Annotated in this window: 16 protein-coding genes; 9 read left to right on the top strand and 7 right to left on the bottom strand. The window is 49.9% G+C overall.

The window, feature by feature from the left end:
• Positions 1-50: 50 nt before the first annotated feature.
• From QNH46_RS23385 to QNH46_RS23375, 3 genes are all read right to left on the bottom strand, one after another.
• Positions 51-1,058 (bottom strand): FecCD family ABC transporter permease, encoded by a 1,008-nt coding sequence (locus QNH46_RS23385; RefSeq protein ID WP_283926248.1) that lies wholly within the window; start codon positions 1,056-1,058, stop codon positions 51-53.
• Positions 1,055-2,065 (bottom strand): FecCD family ABC transporter permease, encoded by a 1,011-nt coding sequence (locus QNH46_RS23380; protein ID WP_283926247.1) that lies wholly within the window; start codon positions 2,063-2,065, stop codon positions 1,055-1,057. Before QNH46_RS23380 ends, QNH46_RS23385 begins: the two co-directional genes overlap by 4 nt.
• 101 nt (positions 2,066-2,166) lie before the next feature.
• Positions 2,167-3,138, bottom strand: a complete 972-nt coding sequence (locus QNH46_RS23375; protein ID WP_283926246.1) for an iron-hydroxamate ABC transporter substrate-binding protein — start codon at positions 3,136-3,138, stop codon at positions 2,167-2,169.
• 122 nt (positions 3,139-3,260) lie between these two features.
• Between QNH46_RS23375 and QNH46_RS23370 the strand changes: the two genes are divergently transcribed.
• Positions 3,261-4,316, top strand: a complete 1,056-nt coding sequence (locus QNH46_RS23370) for an NAD(P)/FAD-dependent oxidoreductase (RefSeq protein WP_283926245.1) — start codon at positions 3,261-3,263, stop codon at positions 4,314-4,316.
• A 176-nt stretch (positions 4,317-4,492) separates the two neighbouring features.
• On the top strand, positions 4,493-5,692 hold the full coding sequence (locus QNH46_RS23365; RefSeq protein WP_283926244.1) for a stalk domain-containing protein: 1,200 nt from the start codon (positions 4,493-4,495) through the stop codon (positions 5,690-5,692).
• Here QNH46_RS23365 and QNH46_RS23360 read toward each other — a convergent pair.
• The 3 genes from QNH46_RS23360 to QNH46_RS23350 form a co-directional block, all read right to left on the bottom strand.
• A complete protein-coding gene (locus tag QNH46_RS23360; protein WP_283926243.1) occupies positions 5,673-7,202 on the bottom strand; it encodes a serine hydrolase domain-containing protein in 1,530 nt (509 codons plus the stop codon). The two genes, QNH46_RS23365 and QNH46_RS23360, sit on opposite strands and share 20 nt — an antisense overlap.
• A gap of 138 nt (positions 7,203-7,340) precedes the next feature.
• Positions 7,341-8,045, bottom strand: coding sequence for a purine-nucleoside phosphorylase (gene deoD / locus QNH46_RS23355; protein WP_283926242.1), 705 nt, complete (start codon positions 8,043-8,045; stop codon positions 7,341-7,343).
• 186 nt (positions 8,046-8,231) lie between these two features.
• Positions 8,232-8,837 carry a Crp/Fnr family transcriptional regulator gene (locus QNH46_RS23350; RefSeq protein WP_283928535.1) on the bottom strand — a complete coding sequence of 202 codons (606 nt, stop codon included), beginning with the start codon at positions 8,835-8,837 and terminating at the stop codon, positions 8,232-8,234.
• Positions 8,838-9,137: 300 nt separating this feature from the next.
• On the opposite strand from QNH46_RS23350, the gene QNH46_RS23345 reads away from it, so the two are divergent.
• The 6 genes from QNH46_RS23345 (at position 9,138) to QNH46_RS23320 (ending at position 16,435) form a co-directional block, all read left to right on the top strand.
• Positions 9,138-10,322, top strand: a complete 1,185-nt coding sequence (locus tag QNH46_RS23345; RefSeq protein ID WP_283926241.1) for a phosphopentomutase — start codon at positions 9,138-9,140, stop codon at positions 10,320-10,322.
• 54 nt (positions 10,323-10,376) lie between these two features.
• Complete coding sequence (locus tag QNH46_RS23340) at positions 10,377-11,420, top strand: BMP family lipoprotein (protein WP_283926240.1); 1,044 nt, start codon at positions 10,377-10,379, stop codon at positions 11,418-11,420.
• A 63-nt stretch (positions 11,421-11,483) separates the two neighbouring features.
• The gene (locus QNH46_RS23335) at positions 11,484-13,019 is read left to right on the top strand and encodes an ABC transporter ATP-binding protein (RefSeq protein WP_283926239.1); all 1,536 of its coding nucleotides are present in this window, start codon (positions 11,484-11,486) and stop codon (positions 13,017-13,019) included.
• Positions 13,012-14,082 (top strand): ABC transporter permease, encoded by a 1,071-nt coding sequence (locus QNH46_RS23330; RefSeq protein ID WP_283926238.1) that lies wholly within the window; start codon positions 13,012-13,014, stop codon positions 14,080-14,082. Before QNH46_RS23335 ends, QNH46_RS23330 begins: the two co-directional genes overlap by 8 nt.
• A gap of 3 nt (positions 14,083-14,085) precedes the next feature.
• Positions 14,086-15,039, top strand: a complete 954-nt coding sequence (locus QNH46_RS23325; protein WP_283926237.1) for an ABC transporter permease — start codon at positions 14,086-14,088, stop codon at positions 15,037-15,039.
• A 109-nt stretch (positions 15,040-15,148) separates the two neighbouring features.
• Positions 15,149-16,435 (top strand): NCS2 family permease, encoded by a 1,287-nt coding sequence (locus tag QNH46_RS23320; protein WP_283926236.1) that lies wholly within the window; start codon positions 15,149-15,151, stop codon positions 16,433-16,435.
• An 85-nt stretch (positions 16,436-16,520) separates the two neighbouring features.
• Here the strand turns inward: QNH46_RS23320 and QNH46_RS23315 are convergent, their stop codons facing one another.
• The gene (locus tag QNH46_RS23315; protein ID WP_283926235.1) at positions 16,521-17,219 is read right to left on the bottom strand and encodes a 4'-phosphopantetheinyl transferase family protein; all 699 of its coding nucleotides are present in this window, start codon (positions 17,217-17,219) and stop codon (positions 16,521-16,523) included.
• A 156-nt stretch (positions 17,220-17,375) separates the two neighbouring features.
• Between QNH46_RS23315 and QNH46_RS23310 the strand changes: the two genes are divergently transcribed.
• Complete coding sequence (locus tag QNH46_RS23310) at positions 17,376-19,484, top strand: tetratricopeptide repeat protein (RefSeq protein ID WP_283926234.1); 2,109 nt, start codon at positions 17,376-17,378, stop codon at positions 19,482-19,484.
• The last annotated feature ends 47 nt before the right edge of the window (positions 19,485-19,531 follow it).

The raw sequence follows: 19,531 nt of genomic DNA, 5'->3' as shown, positions 1-19,531 counted from the left end.
TAAGGCAGCAGGCGGTAGCCGTGCGCTTTAGGGGCTTTCTGATGTTCAGGTTATTTTCTGAGCAGCAAATAGACAAAGTAGGGGGCGCCGATCAGGGCGACCATGATCCCTGCCGGAATGCCGTCTGGCTGAACGATGTTGCGGCCAATCGTATCGGCTGCGAGCAGCAGCCACCCGCCAATGAGTACCGCAATAGGGATGAACAGCTGGTTGCGCGGCCCGATAAGCGCCTTGGCTATGTGCGGAGCCATCAGGCCGATGAATGAAATTCCGCCCGTGACGGAGACGGCAGACGCCGCGAGGGCAACGGCAGTAAGCAGCAGCACGATTCGCTCTCTTTCAACGGGCACGCCTACACCGATCGTGACCGGTTCGCTCAGCTCCATCAAATTCAGGCGATGGGCCTTGTACAAGGTAAAGGGAATAAGCGCACCCAGCCAGGGCAGCATCGCCAAGATGAAGGGCCAATCGGAACCCCAGATGTTGCCGGCAATCCACTTGGCGATGAAGTCCACCTTGGCCCGCTCCGCGGAGGAGATGAGGACGATCATGACCCCGGACAGCGCCATGGAGAAGCCGATCCCGGTAAGCACCAAGCGCACAGGCTGCAGGCCAGCCGTCCGATGGTATGAGAATACATAGATGGCACACACCGTCAGAAAGGCCCCAATGAAGGCCACCAAAGGAAGCAAGTACACAAACGGTCCTGCCTTGATCGGAAAAAATAAAAAGAACACCGCAATTGCCACACCAGCCCCAGAGTTAATGCCTATAATCCCCGGGTCAGCCAAATCGTTGCGCGTAATCCCTTGCAGGATGGCCCCTGACAAGGCCAGCGCCATGCCGGCCAGCAGCGTAATGACGATTCGCGGCAGCCTGACGGAGAACAATACAAACTCCTCTTTGAATGTGCCCTGACCGACCAGAGTAGGGATTAACCGGTCATAGGATAAAGAAGAGTAGCCGATTCCCATGCCAATAACGACCGTGGCGATGATCAGCGCCAGCAGGATCAGCAGAATAAGGCGCTGTTTGCGTAGTAATGCCCGTTGTATCATGAGAATGCTTTGCCTCCTTTATGTACGATGAACAGGAAGAAAGGAAGACCCATCATCGCCACAATGGCGGCCACGGGCGTCTCGTAAGGAGCGTTGATAGTTCGGCCCAGCGTGTCGGCAAACAGCATGAACGCAGCTCCCGAAATCGCCGACATCGGGATAATGTACCTATAATCGGTACCTACGATGGCCCGGACGACGTGCGGAATCATCAGGCCGATGAACACCATATTCCCGACAAGCGCCACAGAAGCTCCGGCCAGCAGAATGATCACGATGAAGAGAACCGTCTTGATGACCGCGATATTCTGGCCTAGTCCCACGGCAACCTCTTCGCTTAAGCTGAGGATGGTCAGCTGGCGGGAGAGGAATAACGATACCAGGATGCCGAGCGCGATAAAGGGCACGATGATCAGGAGCTGCTTCCAGGTCGTGCCGATCATGCCGCCTGCCGTCCACATGGATACGTCCTTGGATATTTTGAAATAAATCCCGATCCCCTCAGCGATCGCATACAGGAATGCCGAGATGGCTGCCCCGGCCAGCACGATTCGGAAATGGGACAGGCCGCCCTTCCTAGCCGCGGCGATGCCGAAGACCAGCGCGGCCCCGACAGCCGCCCCAATAAAGCAGCCGATCATGATGCCGAAGTAGTTGGCCGCAGGAATGAAGGCGATCGTTACGGCCAGCGCCGCATTCGCCCCGGCTGTCAGGCCAAGCAGGCCGGGATCTGCGAGCGGGTTCTTCGTCATGCCCTGCATGATCGCCCCAGCCACAGCCAGGGCTGCTCCGACGAAAATAGCTGCAACTTCGCGAGGCAGGCGGATTTCGCGAATCATGGAAATTTTATCGCCTGCAGTATTAGAAGTTAGCGCCAGCCATACATCTTGGATCGACGTGTCTGCGGCTCCAAAAACCAGGGCAATGACGAACATGCCGATAAATGCAATGATCCCGGCCAGGAGCTTGTAAGGAAAGGGGATGGTCTTTCGTTTTTTTATAGTCATCAGTCACTCATCTTTTCTTAAAGTAGAATATAAAGAAGAGGAATTCTTACATCGTCATAAGAATCCCTGTTCTTTGTTTCAACGATAAAGGCAATCTGTAACTACTTGTTTAAGAAGTGATCGATAAAAAATTCCAGCTGGTAGTCCAAGGTGACCGGATCGTTGAAATAGAATTCCTTCGCATTGGCTTCGAATACATGTTTGTTTTTGACGGCCGGCATATTTTTATACGTATCGGTCTCCATGAAGGAGTTGTCCGTATCCGGGTTCTTGCTGACGATCAGGTAATCTCCGGCATATTCAGGCAGAACCTCCAGAGATAAGGCGTAGTATCCGTCTTTCAGCGCCATTTCCTTGACCTTCTCCGGCATGGCCAGCTTCATCTCCTGGTACAGGATTTCCGTGCCGCGTCCCCAGTTGTCGCCAAATACATAAATCTGCTTATCGAAGTTCTCAATGACCGAAACGGTGGCGTCCGCCCCGATCTTCGCCTTAATGTCTTCTCCGGCTTGCTGCGCTCTTTGTTTGAAATCGTCGACCCACGCTTGAGCTTCCTTCTCCTTGTTCAGCAGCTTGCCGATCTCCAGGTGCTGGGTCAAATAATCAACCTTCCCATAAGTAAACGTTACCGTAGGGGCAATCTCTTGCAGCTTGTTGACATTGTTAATATTGGACAGACCGATGATCAGGTCGGGGTCAAGCTCAATAATTTTCTCCAGACTTTCGTCGGAGACTTCTTCTACATCTTTAAGTTGATCGGCAAAGCGCGGGTTCATCTTCGACCATGAATCGACGCCAACCAGATTTACGTTCAGAGCCATGACATTACCGGCAAAAGAGGAAAGCACGATAACGCGCTGCGGATTTGCAGGCACTTCGATAGGTCCGTTCTCGGACTGGTAAGTGATCGTTCCAGCTTCGCTATTGCCGTCCGGCGCTCCCTTGTTCTCTGAAGCAGCGTCCGTATTTTGGCCGGTTCCCCCGCTGTTTCCTCTATGATCTGCGGCCTGGCTGCCGCATGCGCTAACCAGGAGTACAAATAATAGTATTATTGGAATCCATAGCCTCTTCACTTTGTTAATCCCCTTTTCTACTTGATAATGATTATCAATTTCAATATAATTACTATAAAATCACCATGTACTGTTGTCAATCATTTTCTAGGTCAACAAATATTGCTGAGGAGTGAATTGATGTGGAGGAGCAAGGGCAGGACATATTTGATGTAACGATCATTGGCGGGGGGCCTGCAGGGCTGTACTCCGCTTTTTACAGCGGGCTTCGGGAAATGAAGACCAAGCTGATAGAATATCAGCCAAGGCTGGGCGGCAAGGTTCATGTCTATCCCGAGAAGATGATTTGGGACGTTGGGGGATTGACGCCAGTTCCCGGTGCGAAATTGATCGAGCAGCTCGTTGAGCAGGGACTGACCTTTAATCCGGAGGTTGTATTGAATGAGAAGGTAGAGTCTATTTCTCGGGATGGGGAAGGCATCTTTGTTTTACAGGCTGCTTCAGGACGGAAGCACTACTCGCGCACGGTAATCGTCGCCGTGGGCGGCGGCATCCTGAATCCGCAGAAGCTGGAGATTGAAGGCGCGGAGAGATTCGAGGTGTCTAACCTGAACTACACGGTAAAATCGCTCCAGCGTTTCAAAGGGAAGACTGTCATTATATCCGGTGGCGGCAATTCTGCGATCGATTGGGCGAATGAACTGGAGCCGATTGCCGGCCAGGTCTATTTGACTTACCGCAAAGAGTCGTTGTCCGGGCATGAGGCGCAAGTGACCCAGCTGCTGAACAGCTCCGCTAAATGTTATTTTAATACGTCGATTACGAAGCTGATTGCTGGTGAGAACCACGAAGCGATAGAACGTGTAGAACTGACGAATCATGAGACGGGCGAGGTGATGTTCCTTGGCGTCGATGAAGTCATTATTAATCACGGCTATGAACGCGATACTACCCTGCTGGAGAATAGCGAACTGAACATAGACATTGCGGACAATTATTATATTGCCGGCAGTTCCGGCAGCGAGTCCTCTATCGGGGGATTGTATGCCGCCGGCGATATCTTGAAGCACGACGGGAAGCTGCATCTTATTGCCGGGGCTTTCCAGGATGCCGCCAATGCGGTCAATCGAGCCAAGCAATACATCCAGCCTGACGCTCACAAGAACGGGATGGTTTCTTCTCATAACGAGATCTTCAAGGCACGCAACCGGGAATTGATTAAGCAAATGATCAAATGAGTACAATTCAGTAAGAGGATACGCGGTGTTAAGGGCGCTGTATATAAGATCAACTGTGTTCAAGGCTGTAATCGCCTGCGATATAGTTGATTTTATTTTGCAAATTTAGCTAATTTCGCAACATTAGAAAGGAATATGGAGTTTATATACATAGAAAGAGGATGGAGGGATAAATAATGATGAGGAAAATAATGACCACTATGCTGTCCATCACGTCAGCGCTGACTCTAAGCATAAGTGCACTAGCTGCCCCTGTAATCGCTGCGCCGGATGCGGCCAGTGGCCCGGCGGGAGACATTGCGAAAATGTACCGGATCAAGCACGAATTGAAATTTAATTTGCAAGGCACTTCCGCGACATTAGACGGAAAGAGCATACGTGCAGATCAACCGATTCTAAAGAACGGCCGGGTCTTTGTGCCGCTGCGTACGCTCCAGGAGAGCGGTGCCGCCGCCTCTGTGACATGGGATGCCAAGAAAAGGGAGGCACGGGTTGTCATGAAGCCGCAAGTTGTCCCTAGCTGGCAGGAGCTATCCTTCCGCATTGGTTCGGATCAAATTTATTTGCCTGATGGGGACACGATACCAGGCGAGAAAATTCCAAAGCCATTCTTGGCGAACGGGCGTATATATATTCCCGTGAAGCCGCTGGCATGGCTCGGTGTTACTGCGTCGCTGAACCAGGGAACAGTTACCTGGAATTGGAGCGAGAAGATCATTGAAGTGCTGACTCCGAGCTGGGAGGTCGACGGAGAGACGGCCAAATTCTCGATGCTGTATCAGGAGGATATGTATGCCCCGCAATTTCTGTTCGCTTTTGGCAGCGGAGGTTGGGGTGGAGGAACTGGGCAAGTGACGGCCAAAGGCATATCGCAGGATGGCCGCCTTTACAACCGCATGGAGTTTGAGGCTGAACTGCGGCCCGGTATAAATCCTTTCAAGTTATATGCTATTTCCGCAGGCGAAGCCCATTTCACTGTTTTGCGCAAGGTTAGCGATTCTGCTGCGGTGCCTGTGAAATTGACGGAGGAAGGCCAGCAATACATTACAATTAATCAGCCTGCGTCCGGATATGTCAATGTGAAAAGCGGTGCCGAAATTGCAATTGAGGGGACGATGGTAAAGTCCCATCACTTATTCGACCAAGTTACTGTAGCAGTGCAGAAATATAATCCAAAGCCTGAAGATTCTTATAGCGTATACGAGACAGTCAGCACCAAGAGGCTCCCGATTCAGGCCGGCAAGTTTTCAGGAACCGTTCGAGTCGAGGCCCCGGGTAACTACCTAGTCAGAATCGACAGCCCGAACTACATCGCTGCTCCTGAACGAGGGCCGGTAGCGACGAAGTGGGCTGAGTTCATTGTCGAGGCGGAGTGATTGATTTAGTGCTTTTCTGAACCCTCTGTGATGTCTTATTTAAGCGAACTAAGGACTTGCACGCGACTGAAATGCTGAAGACGAGCCAAGCTATGGACAGCAGCGTCAACCCATTTACCGAATCGGGAGCCGTCGTAAGCCGATAGAGGGACGGAGCTCCGCTGGCAAAGGGAACGTATACGTAAATGTAATACTGGACTCCCACATTTATAATGATATTCAACACGAAGCAGATGAGTATGGTTGCGGTTGTGGGTTTGATCCAGAGACAGCCGCCTTGCTTGGTGAAACAACGAATGAGTGTGGGCAGCCACATTAATAATACGATGAAGATCAGTAGTCCGCTTATATATAGAAGACTCTTATTTATAGGCGAAATGGCGGGATAATCGGCTTTGGCCAAATGAATAGGCGAATCCCCCTCCAGGATCCGATAAATATTAAAGTTTGTTTCATCGGTTATATTTTGCTTGGAGTTGGCAAGCAGGGCAAAGCCGTAGGATTTACCTGGAACTATAATGAGGTTAGCAGTGAACCCGGGCAGACCTCCCTTTTTTTCAATCGTATTTCTGGTCATTTCCCAGCCGTATCCATACCCGATAGACGAATCATAAATGGCCGCCTTGCGCATTTCACGCAAACTGCTCGATTGAAGAACAGAATTGTTTGATGCTGCAGAGTCGCTTAAGAGAAAGGAAATGTAAATGCCCAGATCTGTAACGTTTGTCGATAAACCGGCAGAGCCCAATGTAGCATAGGCAAGATGCTCATGAAAAGGCCGGAGATTCCCCCAGAGGTATCGGTGCCCGGTGGCCGAATTAGGTTCAAGTTCGTTATCCTGGTTGAAGAATGTTCGCTTCATGCCGAGTGGTTGAAAAATCTGTTGACTCATGTAGTCAGGAAAAGAAAGAGCGCTGACTTCCTCTATAATAAGTTGGAGCAGATCATAGTTTATATTGGAATACTCATAGGTTGCACCTGGCTTGGCTACAAGAGAAACGTTCTGCAGTTTCCGACCGAGTTGCGGCTCAATCGTCTCCAGACTTGTTCCAGTTAGATCATGGGCATTCAGCCGCCCTGGCAGCCCGCTTGTATGATTTAGCAGATCCCGGATGGTTATGCGGCCGGATAGAATAGGATCTTTCGTGGTGAACCATGGCAAATACTTAGTGACAGGGTCATGGAGTTGGATCTGTCCTGCATCCCGGAGCTGCATAATCGCAAGTGAGGTAAAGACCTTAGAGATAGAACCAATATGAAAATTGGTCGATGTGTTAACCTTAAGGGTACTGTCTTGCTTCAGCACGCCATAACCTTTGGAATAGACAGTACCGTTCTCATCAGCCAGCACAAAAGCCATGCCCGGAATGTTGAACCGCTGCATGTTCTGCGTAATTTCTTCATCTATAAATTGAAAGCGATCTTGATGTATCGTCATGGCGAGGGTGTTAGAGGTGTTAACTGGGAGAGTCCCGAGGCAACAGATCACCAAAAGAAACAGCATGCTCATTTTAATTCGAATAAAATAACCTCCTAACCTAAAATCAACTAAAAAAGGACTAGCCCGCCGCAGTACCCACTCTGCATACGGGTAGTCCTCTTGTTGTTTGTGATGGGTTCTGCTCAATGGAAGGCCATACCTATGACCTTATTGAGTAACGGTCTCCAGGGCGACTTCAATCATGTCGTTGAACGTCGTTTGCCTCTCTTGAGCCGTGGTTTGCTCGCCGGTCAGGATGTGGTCGCTGACCGTAAGCAGACTTAAGCCTTTTACTCCAAATTTAGCCGTGAGGTAGTACAGTGCAGCTGTCTCCATTTCTACCGCCAATACGCCGTGTTTGCCAAGCTTGCTGAATTCATCGCTGCTATCTGTATAGAAAAGGTCGGAGGAAAGAACGTTGCCGACGCGCAGATTCAGCCCTTTGCTGACACCGATTTCATAAGCGGTTTTAATGGAGTCGAAATTCCCGATTTGCGGGAAGTCGTATCCAGGGAACTGGTTGCGAATGATCGCGGAATTGGTAGCAGCAGCTTGAGCGATAATGACGTCACGGATTTTGACATCCGGTTGAATCGCGCCGCAGGTGCCGATCCGCACAAGATGCTTGGCACCGTAGTCATTAATCAATTCGTGGATGTAGATAGAAGCGGAAGGCATCCCCATACCGGTTCCTTGAATCGACACGCGCTTGCCTTTGTAGGTTCCTGTAAAGCCCAGCATACCGCGGACCTGATTGTAGCAGACAGTATCCTCCAGGAAAGTCTCGGCAATATATTTCGCGCGCAGCGGATCTCCCGGCAGTAAGACGGATTCTGCGACTTCGCCAACTTTAGCTTCGATGTGAAAGCTCATGTAAAATCCCTCCAGCTTAGTTATATTGTGCCTGTTGCAACATTACACGAAAAGCATAGCACAATGCAAGCTGATGGAACTGTTAAGGGGTTAACCCCCGTTCTGTGAATTGGTTAACAAATTTATCGTTACGCCGTTAACGGAATTAAAGCGCTGTCATTTGTTATATTGAGAGCAATAGGCCGCCTAATTGTTATACCACTTGCGGAGCGTTGGCAACTCTTCCGTCACATGACACATGGATTCTAACAGTTTCATATCAAGGAGGTATAGATGCTTATCACGAATGTCGATGAGTCCTTCGGCTTGGAAGTCACCTAAGGTTTTGGAGATCGACTCTCGGGTGATTCCAATCATGTTGGCTAACAGGGATTGGTTAATTTTCAGGTCAATCTTGTAAACGTTTTCCTTGGTCGTCCCAAAATTATAGTATAGATCCATGATTAAGTTGGCGACTTTACCCCGGACGTCATAGAAGGTTAAGTAGCGAATCATGCGATTGAGCATCCGGGTACGCTCTACAAGGATCTTGTAAGCGTTTCTCAGAACGACAGGATATTTATCGACGATGTGCATGAAGTCATGGCCGGAGATCTGCCAGACAGAAACATTCTCCAACGCTTCAATCGATGAAATCCGGTGATAGTTATTCGACAGGGATTCAACTTCACCGATAATATCGCCGGGCATCGTAATGCTAAGGACCACTTCTTTGCCTTCGTACATGCGATAAATTTTAACCATGCCTGAGCGTAGAAGATAAATTTCATCGCTTTCGTCATTCTCAAACATTAGAATATGGTTTTTCTTAAATTGCCTTTCCTTGAGGAACGGGAATATATACTGCAAATCCTCTTCAGGTAGGCCGGAAAAAATATGAATGTCTGAGAGGTTATCGATCATGATTTCTACGTCCTTTCAGTTTCGTTATATGAAAAGCCTGGTTATGAGATTGTAAAGTAGTCCTATCTTTTATTGTATCATGATTTAACGAAAACTTAGCATAGTGTCACTTTTTGTTAGCATGCAGCCAAGAGTGAGTAAAGTGAAGCGTCAGCTTCCTTCTTATACTTACAGAATCGAGGTTAAATTATGAAATTCGAACGAATATGCGTCATCGTCATGGATAGCGTAGGTATTGGCGAATTGCCGGATGCTCCTGCCTTCGGAGACGAAGGGAGCCACACGCTCGGTCACATTTGCCAGCAGGTTCCTGCCATCCAGCTCCCCAATCTAGCCGCGCTTGGACTCGGGAACATCGCCCCGCTTTCTGCCGTTCCGCCGGCGGATAAGCCACAGGCCAGCTACGGTAAGATGGCAGAGGTCTCTGTAGGCAAGGATACAATGACCGGACATTGGGAGCTCATGGGGCTCAAGGTGGAGGTTCCATTTCAAGTCTATCCAAACGGGTTTCCAGCGGAACTGATCGGCAAATTCGAAGAGATGACCGGCCGTAAGGTTATCGGCAACAAGCCATCCTCGGGCACGGAAATTCTTGATGAATACGGAGAGGAGCAGATGCGGACAGGCTCCTGGATTGTATACACCTCGGCTGATAGCGTCTTTCAGATCGCGGCCCATGAAGATGTGATTCCTCTAGAGGAACTGTACCGTGCTTGCGAAATCGCCCGCGAATTGACGCTGCATGACCCTTACGTAGTGGGGCGGGTCATCGCAAGGCCGTATATAGGTGAACCCGGTGCTTTCGTGCGCACGCCGAACCGGCATGACTACGCTCTAGCCCCATTTGGAAGCACTGTGTTGGACCAGCTGGAAGCAGAAAATTATGATGTTATCTCCGTTGGTAAAATATATGATATATTTACAGGACAAGGAATAAACGAGTCATTTCCAACAAAGAATAATTTACACGGTATTGAAACAACAATCCAGCTAATGGAGCGTTCGTTCAAGGGCTTGTTGTTTACGAATTTGGTGGATTTCGATTCCTTATACGGCCATCGCCGTGATCCTGCAGGTTATGCAGCTTGCCTGGAAGAGTTCGACAGCTATATTCCGGAGTTAATGAAGCGGACGGGAGACCGTGATTTGCTCATCATTACGGCGGACCACGGGAATGACCCAACGAGTCCGGGTACCGACCATACCCGGGAATACGTCCCGATTCTAATCTATAATCCTGTGCTCGCAGATCAGGCCGTCTCGCTCGGGACGAGAACCACCTTCGCGGATTTGGCGGCCACGATTGCCGATAACTTCGGGGTGGACAAGCCGGGAATCGGGGAGAGCTTCTTAGGGCAGCTGACCCGCAGCTAAGCAATCATCTAGTAAGGTTTCAAGGGCAAATTAACATTAGGGAGGACAATAACAATGAAAAAGACAATGAAAATGGCATTACCTCTGCTGCTCGTATTTATGCTGGTACTTACGGCATGCGGACAAAAAGCGGGAAATCAGAACACGGGAGCCGGGAACGGCCCGGCCGGCAATGATCAAAATATCAAGAAGCTTAAAGTGGGCATGGTTACTGACCTAGGCAGCGTCAACGATAAGTCCTTTAACCAAAGCGCCTGGGAAGCCCTGCAGCAGCTGAAGAAGGATTACGGCTTCGAAGTTAAATACCTTGAGCCGAAATCCGATGCGGACGTCGTACCGAACTTGAATCAATTCGTTAAAGCAAACTATGACCTGACATGGGCTACTGCCTTTACGCTGGCTGATGCGGTAACTCAGCTCGCTAACGAGAACCCGAATTCGATGTTCGGAATCGTGGACTCCGACCTGACATTGCCTAACGTTGCTTCGGTATCCTTCAAAGAGCAAGAAGGCTCTTTCCTGGTAGGGGTAATCGCAGGACTTACGACAAAGACGAACAAAATCGGCTTTGTCGGCGGTATGGAGATTCCGGTTATCAAACGCTTTGAAGTGGGCTTCCGCGAAGGGATTAAAGCGGTTAATCCGGATGCAAAATTGATCGTTAACTACACAGGTTTGTTCAACCGGGTCGATATGGGGAAATCGGCAGCCTCCACGATTTATAACGACGGGGCGGATATTATTTTCCATGCTGCGGGCTTAACAGGCAACGGAGTATTTAACGAAGCGAAAGAGCGCAACAGCAAGGGCGATAAAGTATGGGTGATCGGGGTCGACAAAGACCAATCCCTGATCTTCGGTGATGATGTAACATTAACTTCGATGGTGAAAAAAGTAGACGAAGCCGTTTACCAAATTTCCAAGAGCTTAGCGGAAGGCAATTTCCCGGCAGGTCAAGTGACGCTGATGGGTCTGAAGGAGAACGGTGTTGATATTGCTCCGACCTCCGATAAGAATGTTGATCCTGATGTGCTGGCTAAAGTCGAAGAGTATCGTCAGAAGATTATTAACGGCGAAATTGTTGTACCTGTAGAATAATAAAATTCGTCCCCTGCCGCCTTGGTGTGGTAGGGGACGGAAACTTTGATGGAGGGGTCTACTTTGACTAAGGCGGATATTGCATTAGAGCTGAAAGGAATCACGAAGAGATTCCCCGGAGTAGTGGCCAACGATTCGATCAGCTTTCAATTGAAACGCGGCGAAATCCATGCTTTGCTCGGCGAGAATGGTGCCGGGAAATCGACGTTGATGAGCATCGTATTCGGACTATACCAGCCGGATGAAGGTGAAATTTATGTTAACGGGCAGAAGGAAGTAATCGACAGCCCGAACAAGGCGATTGATCTGGGCATCGGAATGGTGCATCAGCATTTTAAATTGGTCGAGCCTTTCACGGTCACGGAGAATATCATTCTCGGGATGGAACCGAAGAAGGGAATGAAGATCGATATTAAAGGGGCCAGCGCACAGGTTAAAAAGCTCTCTGAACAATATAAGCTGGATATCGATCCGATGGCTACGATCGAATCGATCAGCGTTGGCATGCAGCAGCGGGTAGAGATCATTAAGACGCTTTACCGTGGGGCTGACATTCTTATTTTCGATGAGCCGACCGCCGTGCTTACTCCTCAAGAGATTAGCGAGCTGCTAGAGATTATGAGACGTCTTGTTGCCGAAGGCAAATCTATCGTACTGATTACGCATAAGCTTAAAGAAATTATGGAAATTGCCGACACTTGCACGATTATCCGCCGGGGCAAGGTCATTGAGAGTGTGGAAGTCGCTAAGACCAATCCGCAGGAACTGGCGGAGAAAATGGTAGGGAAAGCGGTTAACTTCAAGACGGAGAAGCAGGCTGCGAAACCTGAAGATGTACTGCTTGAGGTTAAGGACTTAGTAGTAGAAAGCGGAAAAGGGAAAAATGCGGTCGACGGACTGTCTTTCTCCGTACGCGCAGGAGAGATCGTCGGGATTGCCGGGGTCGACGGCAACGGCCAGACCGAGCTGATCGAAGCAATTACAGGCATGCGCAACATTAGATCTGGGGAAGTTCTGCTTCACGGCCAAAGCGTCACGAACCAATCCCCGCGCGTCATCTCGGAAAGCGGACTGTCCCATATTCCGCAGGACCGGCATAAACATGGACTCGTTCTGGACTTTACAGTCAGTGAAAATATAATTTTACAAACATATAATCACCCGGAGCTTAGCCAACGCGGCTTCATCAACGAGAAGGCGAGAGATGAGATGGCCGAGCGCCTCGTCAAGGAGTTTGACGTACGGACGCCAAGCATCGATACGAAAGTTCGCTCCATGTCTGGGGGCAACCAGCAGAAAATCATCATCGCCCGTGAAATCGATAAAAAACCGGAAGTGCTCATAGCGGCGCAGCCTACGCGGGGACTAGACGTTGGAGCCATCGAGTTTGTCCATAAGCAGCTCATAGCTCAGCGTGATCAAGGAAAAGCCGTGTTGCTTATATCCTTTGAGCTGGAGGAAATTCTGAATGTAGCCGACCGCATCCTCGTTCTGTTCGGAGGACAGATCGTGGGCGAGACGACCCCGGAATCAACGAATGATCGGCAGCTTGGATTGATGATGGCAGGCAAGCATGAAGGAGATGGCACACATGAATAAATTAATGAGTATTTTTAGGCGTGAATCTGCTGTTATTCCTGTTGTCTCTATTATTATCGGTCTAGTATTGGGAGCGCTGATCATGCTGCTCGGCGGATATGACCCGTTGCTCGCTTATGATTCATTGGTAACCAAAATATTCGGCAGCAGCTATGACATTGGAGAGGCGCTGCGTACGATCGTGCCTCTTGTCATGTGCGGTCTGGCGGTTGGCATCGCTTTTCGCTCCGGCCTATTTAATATCGGGGTGGATGGACAGATCATCATGGGTTCCGTCGGTGCACTGATCGTAGGGACGAAGCTGAGCCTGCCGGCGCCGTTTCACGCCATCGTCGCTGTTATTTTTGGCGGAATTCTTGGAGGATTATGGGGTGCACTGATAGGGTATATTAAGGCGAAGCGGGGCATCAATGAGGTTATTACCAGTATTATGTTCAACTTTATTGCGCTGTATTTGAGTCATTATTTGATTCGGAACTTCATGCCGCAGGCAGGAACACAGCGCTCTGCGATGATCCAGGAGTCTGCGAGCATTCAGATTGGCTGGTTGTCCGAGCTTATGGGCGGCGCCCGTATTCACTGGGGATTCCTGCTCACGATTCTTGCCGTCATCTTCTACTCCATTTATCTGAACAAGACAAAATGGGGTTACGAGCTTCGTGCGGTCGGGCTTAATCCGGATGCAGCCGAATATGCAGGGATGAATGTATCGAAAGTTATGGTGCGCACGATGTTTATTTCCGGCGTATTCGGAGGGCTGGTCGGTACATTCGAGGTGCTCGGCGTATTCAAATACATCGCCATTAACTCGGTGACCTCAGGTCTCGGGTTTGACGGGATCGCGGTAGCCCTGCTTGGCGGCAATTCCGCTCTCGGCGTGCTTCTCTCCGGAATGCTGATCGGGGCGCTGACTTACGGCTCGCAAGGCATGAGCTTTGGCGCAGAGGTACCGGGCGAGATCATTCGGATGGTTATCGGCTTCATTATCTTTTTTGTTGCCGCACCAGGCATTGTGAAGCTCTTCTTCCGTCCGCTATTTAATAAAATGGAGAAGAAGGTGTAAGGGATGGACATTATCAGCAATCTCATTAATGGGACGCTCGTATTCTCTACGGCCTTGATCTTTGCCGCCCTCGGAGGGCTCATCTCTGAGCGTTCGGGCGTCATTAATATTGGTCTTGAGGGCTTCATGGTGTCCGGAGCTTTCTTCTCCGCGGTCATTGCTTATTATGCAGAGACGGCAGGGTTGGGCAAGCTGTCGCCATGGATGGGCATTATCGGAGCTTTTGTGTTTACGGCGATTTTCTCCAGCATACACGCCATCGCCACGATCAGGTTCAAGGCGAATCAGGTGGTCAGCGGGGTCGTTATTAACATTCTCGCGGCAAGCTCGACCTTCTTCCTGGTGAAGCTGATCTTTGAGGGCTCGGCGGAGAGTCCGTTGCTGTCAACGGTGTTCCATAAGTTTAAAATTCCGCTGCTTGGAGATATTCCGTTCCTCGGGAATGCATTCTTCAACAACTATCCGACGACGTATATTGCGATTGCGTTCGTGATCATTATTTACTATGTCATCTACAGAACCGCGACTGGCCTAAGACTGCGTGCCGTCGGAGAACATCCCGGCGCTGCAGATACGGTAGGAGTCAAGGTCAACCGGATGCGCTACATGGCCGTAATTCTCAGCGGCTCGATTGCGGCGCTTGGCGGGGCGACCATCGTATTAACCTCGAACGGAAACTTCGCGTTCAATACGATTTCCGGACAAGGTTATATCGCGCTCGCCGCGGTTATTTTCGGTAAATGGAATCCAATTGGCGCGATGCTGGCTTCCTTGTTCTTTGGCTTGGCTCAAGCCGTTAAGGATCAGCTGCAAATCTTCGACTTTGCCGCCAGCATTCCGAACGAGTTCTTCTACATGCTGCCGTATCTATTGACCATGCTGGTCTTGATTGGCGCAGTAGGCAAGGCTCGTGCGCCGAAGGCTTTAGGGGAACCTTATGAGGTTGGGAAGCGATAGCCGCCGCGGCTCATAGCCGGGCATATAGCTGAAGATGAGGGCTGGAGTCGGTGTAGACCTCCAGCCCTTTTTTAAATGAATGGCAGTGCTAAATAAAGAGGTGTTCTTATTGGGAAGTAGATTGGAAAGATGGTTTGACCTGCAAGAGGAGAAAACCACGATTCGTACTGAAATGGTGGCAGGACTAACTACCTTTATGACCGTCGCTTATATCATTGCCGTGAACGGTGCTATTTTGAGCATGGTGGGGATGCCGTATGAGGCGGCAACGATCGTAACGGTCATCTGCTCCTTCATCGGCTGCATGCTGATGGCGCTGTGGGCTAATTCTCCCCTCGTTCTTGTTCCTGGCATGGGGGATAATGCGTTTTTTGTATTTACGCTCGTCTTCTCGATGGGGTTAACTTGGCAGCAGGCGCTTGCCGCAGTATTCGTCGCCGGGCTTGTATTCATGGTCACAACGGTAACGAAGTGGGCGGATTACTTATCACGGTCGATTCCGAAGTCAATGATTCATGCGATGACGGCAGGGATCGGATTTTTTATTGCTTTCTTGGGTTTGAAGAACGGCGGACTGATCATTGCCAGCGAGGGCACCTTTGTAACCCTAGCCAATCTGAGCGAGCCGCACGCACTTACGACGATATTGACGCTGGTCATTGCGCTGCCGTTATTTTTGCGGAATGTGAAAGGGAACTTCCTGATTGCAATCCTGGCGGGAACCGGCATCGGCGCCGCGCTGGGGATTGTGGATTTCACAGTGCTGAGAGATTTCAGCATCTCTTTCGGCGGTTACGGAGAGCTGTTCCTGGCACTGGACTTTAGTGGTATTGGCACCTTCCAGTTTTGGACGGCGGTGTTCTCGCTGTCGATGGTCATTATTTTTCAGAATATGGGGGCCCAGCTCGGCATGCTTCCGAATAAGTCGAAATTCAGAAGATCGTTTCAAGCCAATTCCTTCTCGGTGATCAGCGCAGGATTGCTCGGCTGCAGTCCGATGACGACGGCGGCGGAAGGGGCGACCGGCATTGCCTCCGGCGGAAGAACCGGACTTACCTCTCTAACCGCAGGGCTGTTGTTCATCCCCGCGCTATTCCTGGTGCCTTTGTTCAAAGTCATCCCCAGCAGTGCGATTGCGCCGGTGCTGATTATCGTGGGCTGCCTGATGATTATGTCGATCAAGGAAGTTCCTTTTGACGATTTTACCGAAGCCTTCCCGGCTTACATGATGCTGGCCATCATGCCATTGTCTTTCAGTATCGCGAACGGGATCGCGTTTGGCTTCATCGCCTACCCGATCGTGAAGTGGGTGACGGGCCGCCGGTCGGAAGTGTCGATGGCAATGTACCTCATCGCCTTCTTCTTCCTGCTCTATTTTATTTTGGGCTCGATGTAGAAGCTGATGAAAAACATGAGGGGCTGTCCCATAAGTCATCGTAGATGACGGGGAACGCCCCCTCTTATTGAATCGCCACTTTCGCTCATACATATGTCATGAACCGCTCGTGCAGCTCATCCATGCTTAGCAAGCCAATGTGATCTGGGAAACGGTCATCCTGCGTGCAGACGGACAATTTGTAACCGGGGCCGATCGGGTACTGCCTGAAGGAGCAGCCTCTGAATTCATTCAGGGTAGTCAGCTCGATCCGGCCGTCATTCCCGGCGCGCACGGTGAAGGAATCGAGCGGCATGGAGAGGCCCATGCCTGCGGCTTTTATGTAGCTCTCTTTGAGCGTCCACAGGTCAAAGAAATAGTTTAATTTCGCTTCCCCCCGCCGCAAATCGAGGTCAAGACATTCTTGCTCCGAGAAAAAACGCCCGGCGATGCTGAAGTCGATCTCCTCTACCTTTTCTACATCGATGCCGACCGGGGAGCCGGCTATGGCAGAAACTACCCATTCCCCGGAGTGGGAGTTATTGAAATACAGCCCGGAATTCTCTTCGAGCAGCGGTTTGCCATAAGCATTTTGAGTCAGCCGGATATCTTTGTTCCGGATGTTCAGCCAGCTGCAGATGAGGAGCCTCGACAGGAGGTCCGCTGCTAACGTTCTTAGCGCATCTTCCTTACGCCTGAATCTATGAATCCGCTCCTGCCTCTCGGGTGGAAGCGCTTGAACCAGCCTCCAAATAGGGAGCGAGTCGATATTTGTTTCCAGCCGGACACCGTAGATTTCTATCATATGCTTGTCCCACCTATGTTCATTTCAATTTTCATACTCTTCCATTATAGCAACACCCAGTATTTTACTCCAAAGTCATTCCTCCCCTGAACGCTCCGTGATAAGATATAAATGAATCTAACAAGAGCTTATAGCTGGGAAGAGTGGGGAAACAGTTTGAAGAAGAGAATTCTGATCCGGGTTAGTGCCTTGGTGGTCATCATTTGTGCAATAAGCATGCTGGGCGCCTGTTCGACGGGTGTTTACAAAGAATCTATCCATTGGAAGGAAATGATAGCGAACAACACCAAGGGCTACCTCCTAGTCGATAAGGGAAGGTACGAGGAGGCGATCGAGTATTTGGAGGAGGCGGTAGAGCACGCTTATGAAATAGAGCCGGCTCTCGTTGATCTGGATCGCGAAATAAAGCTGGATGAGCCTATGGGAGCTCCATTCAATAATTTGAGCTGGGCCTACAATGAGCTGGAGGATTACGAGAAGAGCCTTGAATATATCGAGAAGTCGCTCCTTATCGTACCGAACAGAGACATGGAATACGTGAATAAGGGCAATGCTCTGTACGGCTTGTATCGGTATGAAGAGGCGCTTGAGAGCTTCAATCAGGCTCTTGAACTGGGCGATGAGAAATACGCTTATTACGGCAAAGGCAGAGTATTGTTCGATCTGGAGCGGTATGAAGAAGCGCTGGAGCAGTTCGACATATATATCGGCTTAGACGATACGGATATGGATGGGTACGAAATGAAGGCATACGCCCTTCTCTGGCTAGACCGGTATGAGGAGGCGAGCAAGCTTGTTGATGGTTTGATCCGGGAGGAGCCAGATAATTATGATGCGTACCGCATCAAAGCGGCCGTGCTCGAGGATTTGGACGATTTGGACATTCTTGCTGAGCATTATAACGGCATGATCGACAAGTTTCCCGATCATATGGACGTCTACGTACAAATGATAGAGTCCTATACCATGCTGGGCGATTTGGACCGGGCGAAGAACAGCTATGATGCGGCCGTCCAGAAGGATAAGAACTTTGCAGATATACATATAGCTATGGGGGATGTTTATATGGAGCAATCCATGTATGTCCAGGCTGCCAAATATTATGATCAGGCCGTCGAGCTCAATCCTCTGGATGAGGATAGCAGTATCAGCAAATTGAGGGCGCTGTACAACGGCCGCAGAAATTACCAGTGTATCGCCTTTGGCGATGAGGTTATGAAGCGCAAGGTCAATTCTTCGCTGATCCCCTGGTTTACGGGAGAGTGCCATTTCGACTTGGATCATTATGACGAAGCCATTCAGGCCATGGAGCAAGTGATCAAGCTTGATCCTGAGGATGACGAGGCTTATGCCATGATCGCCTACTCCTACTTTATGAAGGAGGACTATGATCTTGCGGAAGAGTTCTGCGAGAAGAGCCTGGAGATCTACTCCGGCAATTCGACGGCCCTGCATATCCAAGATGCAATACAAGATAGCCGCAGGCCGCTTGGGGAGCGGGTCAAAAGTTTTTTCAAGGATAATTATTTATACATAAGTAGTGTTCCGGACATGGATGAAATTTTATCCGAGCTGGATAAAGAACATATGACGCCGGCGGAAATCGCCAAGATTATTGGCCGAGCCCAGTATAAGAGTGATGCATTTACCGCCGTTATTTATGGGGAGGAATACGATCGGTTAACAGTACCTTACGGTCAGGACGTGATCTATGAAGATCAAGGGTCCATCGCCTATTTCCGTATTCATGAATTCAATCATAATACCGACGACCGTTTTATTGAAGAACTCGACCGCATTGCCGACCCCGAAACGAAGAAGCTGGTTATTGATTTGCGCGGGAATACGGGGGGGAATATGGATAGCGCGAATCATATTCTGGATGCGCTGCTGCCGGAATGCGTGACTAGCATGCTGATCGAGCGGGACGGCTATGCGGACAGCTATTATTCAAATCCCGATTATGTGCCTTTTAAGCAAATTTATGTGTTGGTCGATGGCAATACGGCGAGTGCCTCAGAGCTGCTGACCATGGGGCTGAGTACGTATTTGCCCAACGTGACCGTGGTAGGTCAGAAAACTTACGGTAAAGGAGTCGGGCAGCGCGTATTCGAGGACAAGCAGAACAAATTGATGATCCTTGCGGTAAATCACTACTGGAATGTCCGGCAGAACAATATTATGAACTCCTATATTTCTCCAGATATTTACGTAAAAGGCTCCGCGCTGGAAGAGTATATGAAGCCCGTTAGAGCAGGCCGTTAGAACGGGGGCCGGGCATCCGGGGAAACCGTGTCGCTGATATTGTGGTA

Origin of the sequence: Paenibacillus woosongensis (genome assembly GCF_030122845.1) — a bacterium.
In the GTDB taxonomy this organism is placed as follows: domain Bacteria; phylum Bacillota; class Bacilli; order Paenibacillales; family Paenibacillaceae; genus Fontibacillus; species Fontibacillus woosongensis_A.
This window is presented reverse-complemented; position numbering and strand designations above follow the sequence as displayed.

Bases quoted from the DNA above. Each gene is read 5' to 3' on its own strand.
- QNH46_RS23340 (WP_283926240.1), top strand. From the start codon at position 10,377: ATGAAAAAGACAATGAAAATGGCATTACCTCTGCTGCTCGTATTTATG.
- QNH46_RS23380 (WP_283926247.1), bottom strand. From the start codon at position 2,065: ATGACTATAAAAAAACGAAAGACCATCCCCTTTCCTTACAAGCTCCTG.
- QNH46_RS23325 (WP_283926237.1), top strand. From the start codon at position 14,086: ATGGACATTATCAGCAATCTCATTAATGGGACGCTCGTATTCTCTACG.
- QNH46_RS23365 (WP_283926244.1), top strand. From the start codon at position 4,493: ATGATGAGGAAAATAATGACCACTATGCTGTCCATCACGTCAGCGCTG.
- QNH46_RS23385 (WP_283926248.1), bottom strand. From the start codon at position 1,058: ATGATACAACGGGCATTACTACGCAAACAGCGCCTTATTCTGCTGATC.
- deoD (WP_283926242.1), bottom strand. From the start codon at position 8,045: ATGAGCTTTCACATCGAAGCTAAAGTTGGCGAAGTCGCAGAATCCGTC.
- QNH46_RS23345 (WP_283926241.1), top strand. From the start codon at position 9,138: ATGAAATTCGAACGAATATGCGTCATCGTCATGGATAGCGTAGGTATT.
- QNH46_RS23360 (WP_283926243.1), bottom strand. From the start codon at position 7,202: ATGAGCATGCTGTTTCTTTTGGTGATCTGTTGCCTCGGGACTCTCCCA.
- QNH46_RS23350 (WP_283928535.1), bottom strand. From the start codon at position 8,837: ATGTTTGAGAATGACGAAAGCGATGAAATTTATCTTCTACGCTCAGGC.
- QNH46_RS23315 (WP_283926235.1), bottom strand. From the start codon at position 17,219: ATGATAGAAATCTACGGTGTCCGGCTGGAAACAAATATCGACTCGCTC.
- QNH46_RS23330 (WP_283926238.1), top strand. From the start codon at position 13,012: ATGAATAAATTAATGAGTATTTTTAGGCGTGAATCTGCTGTTATTCCT.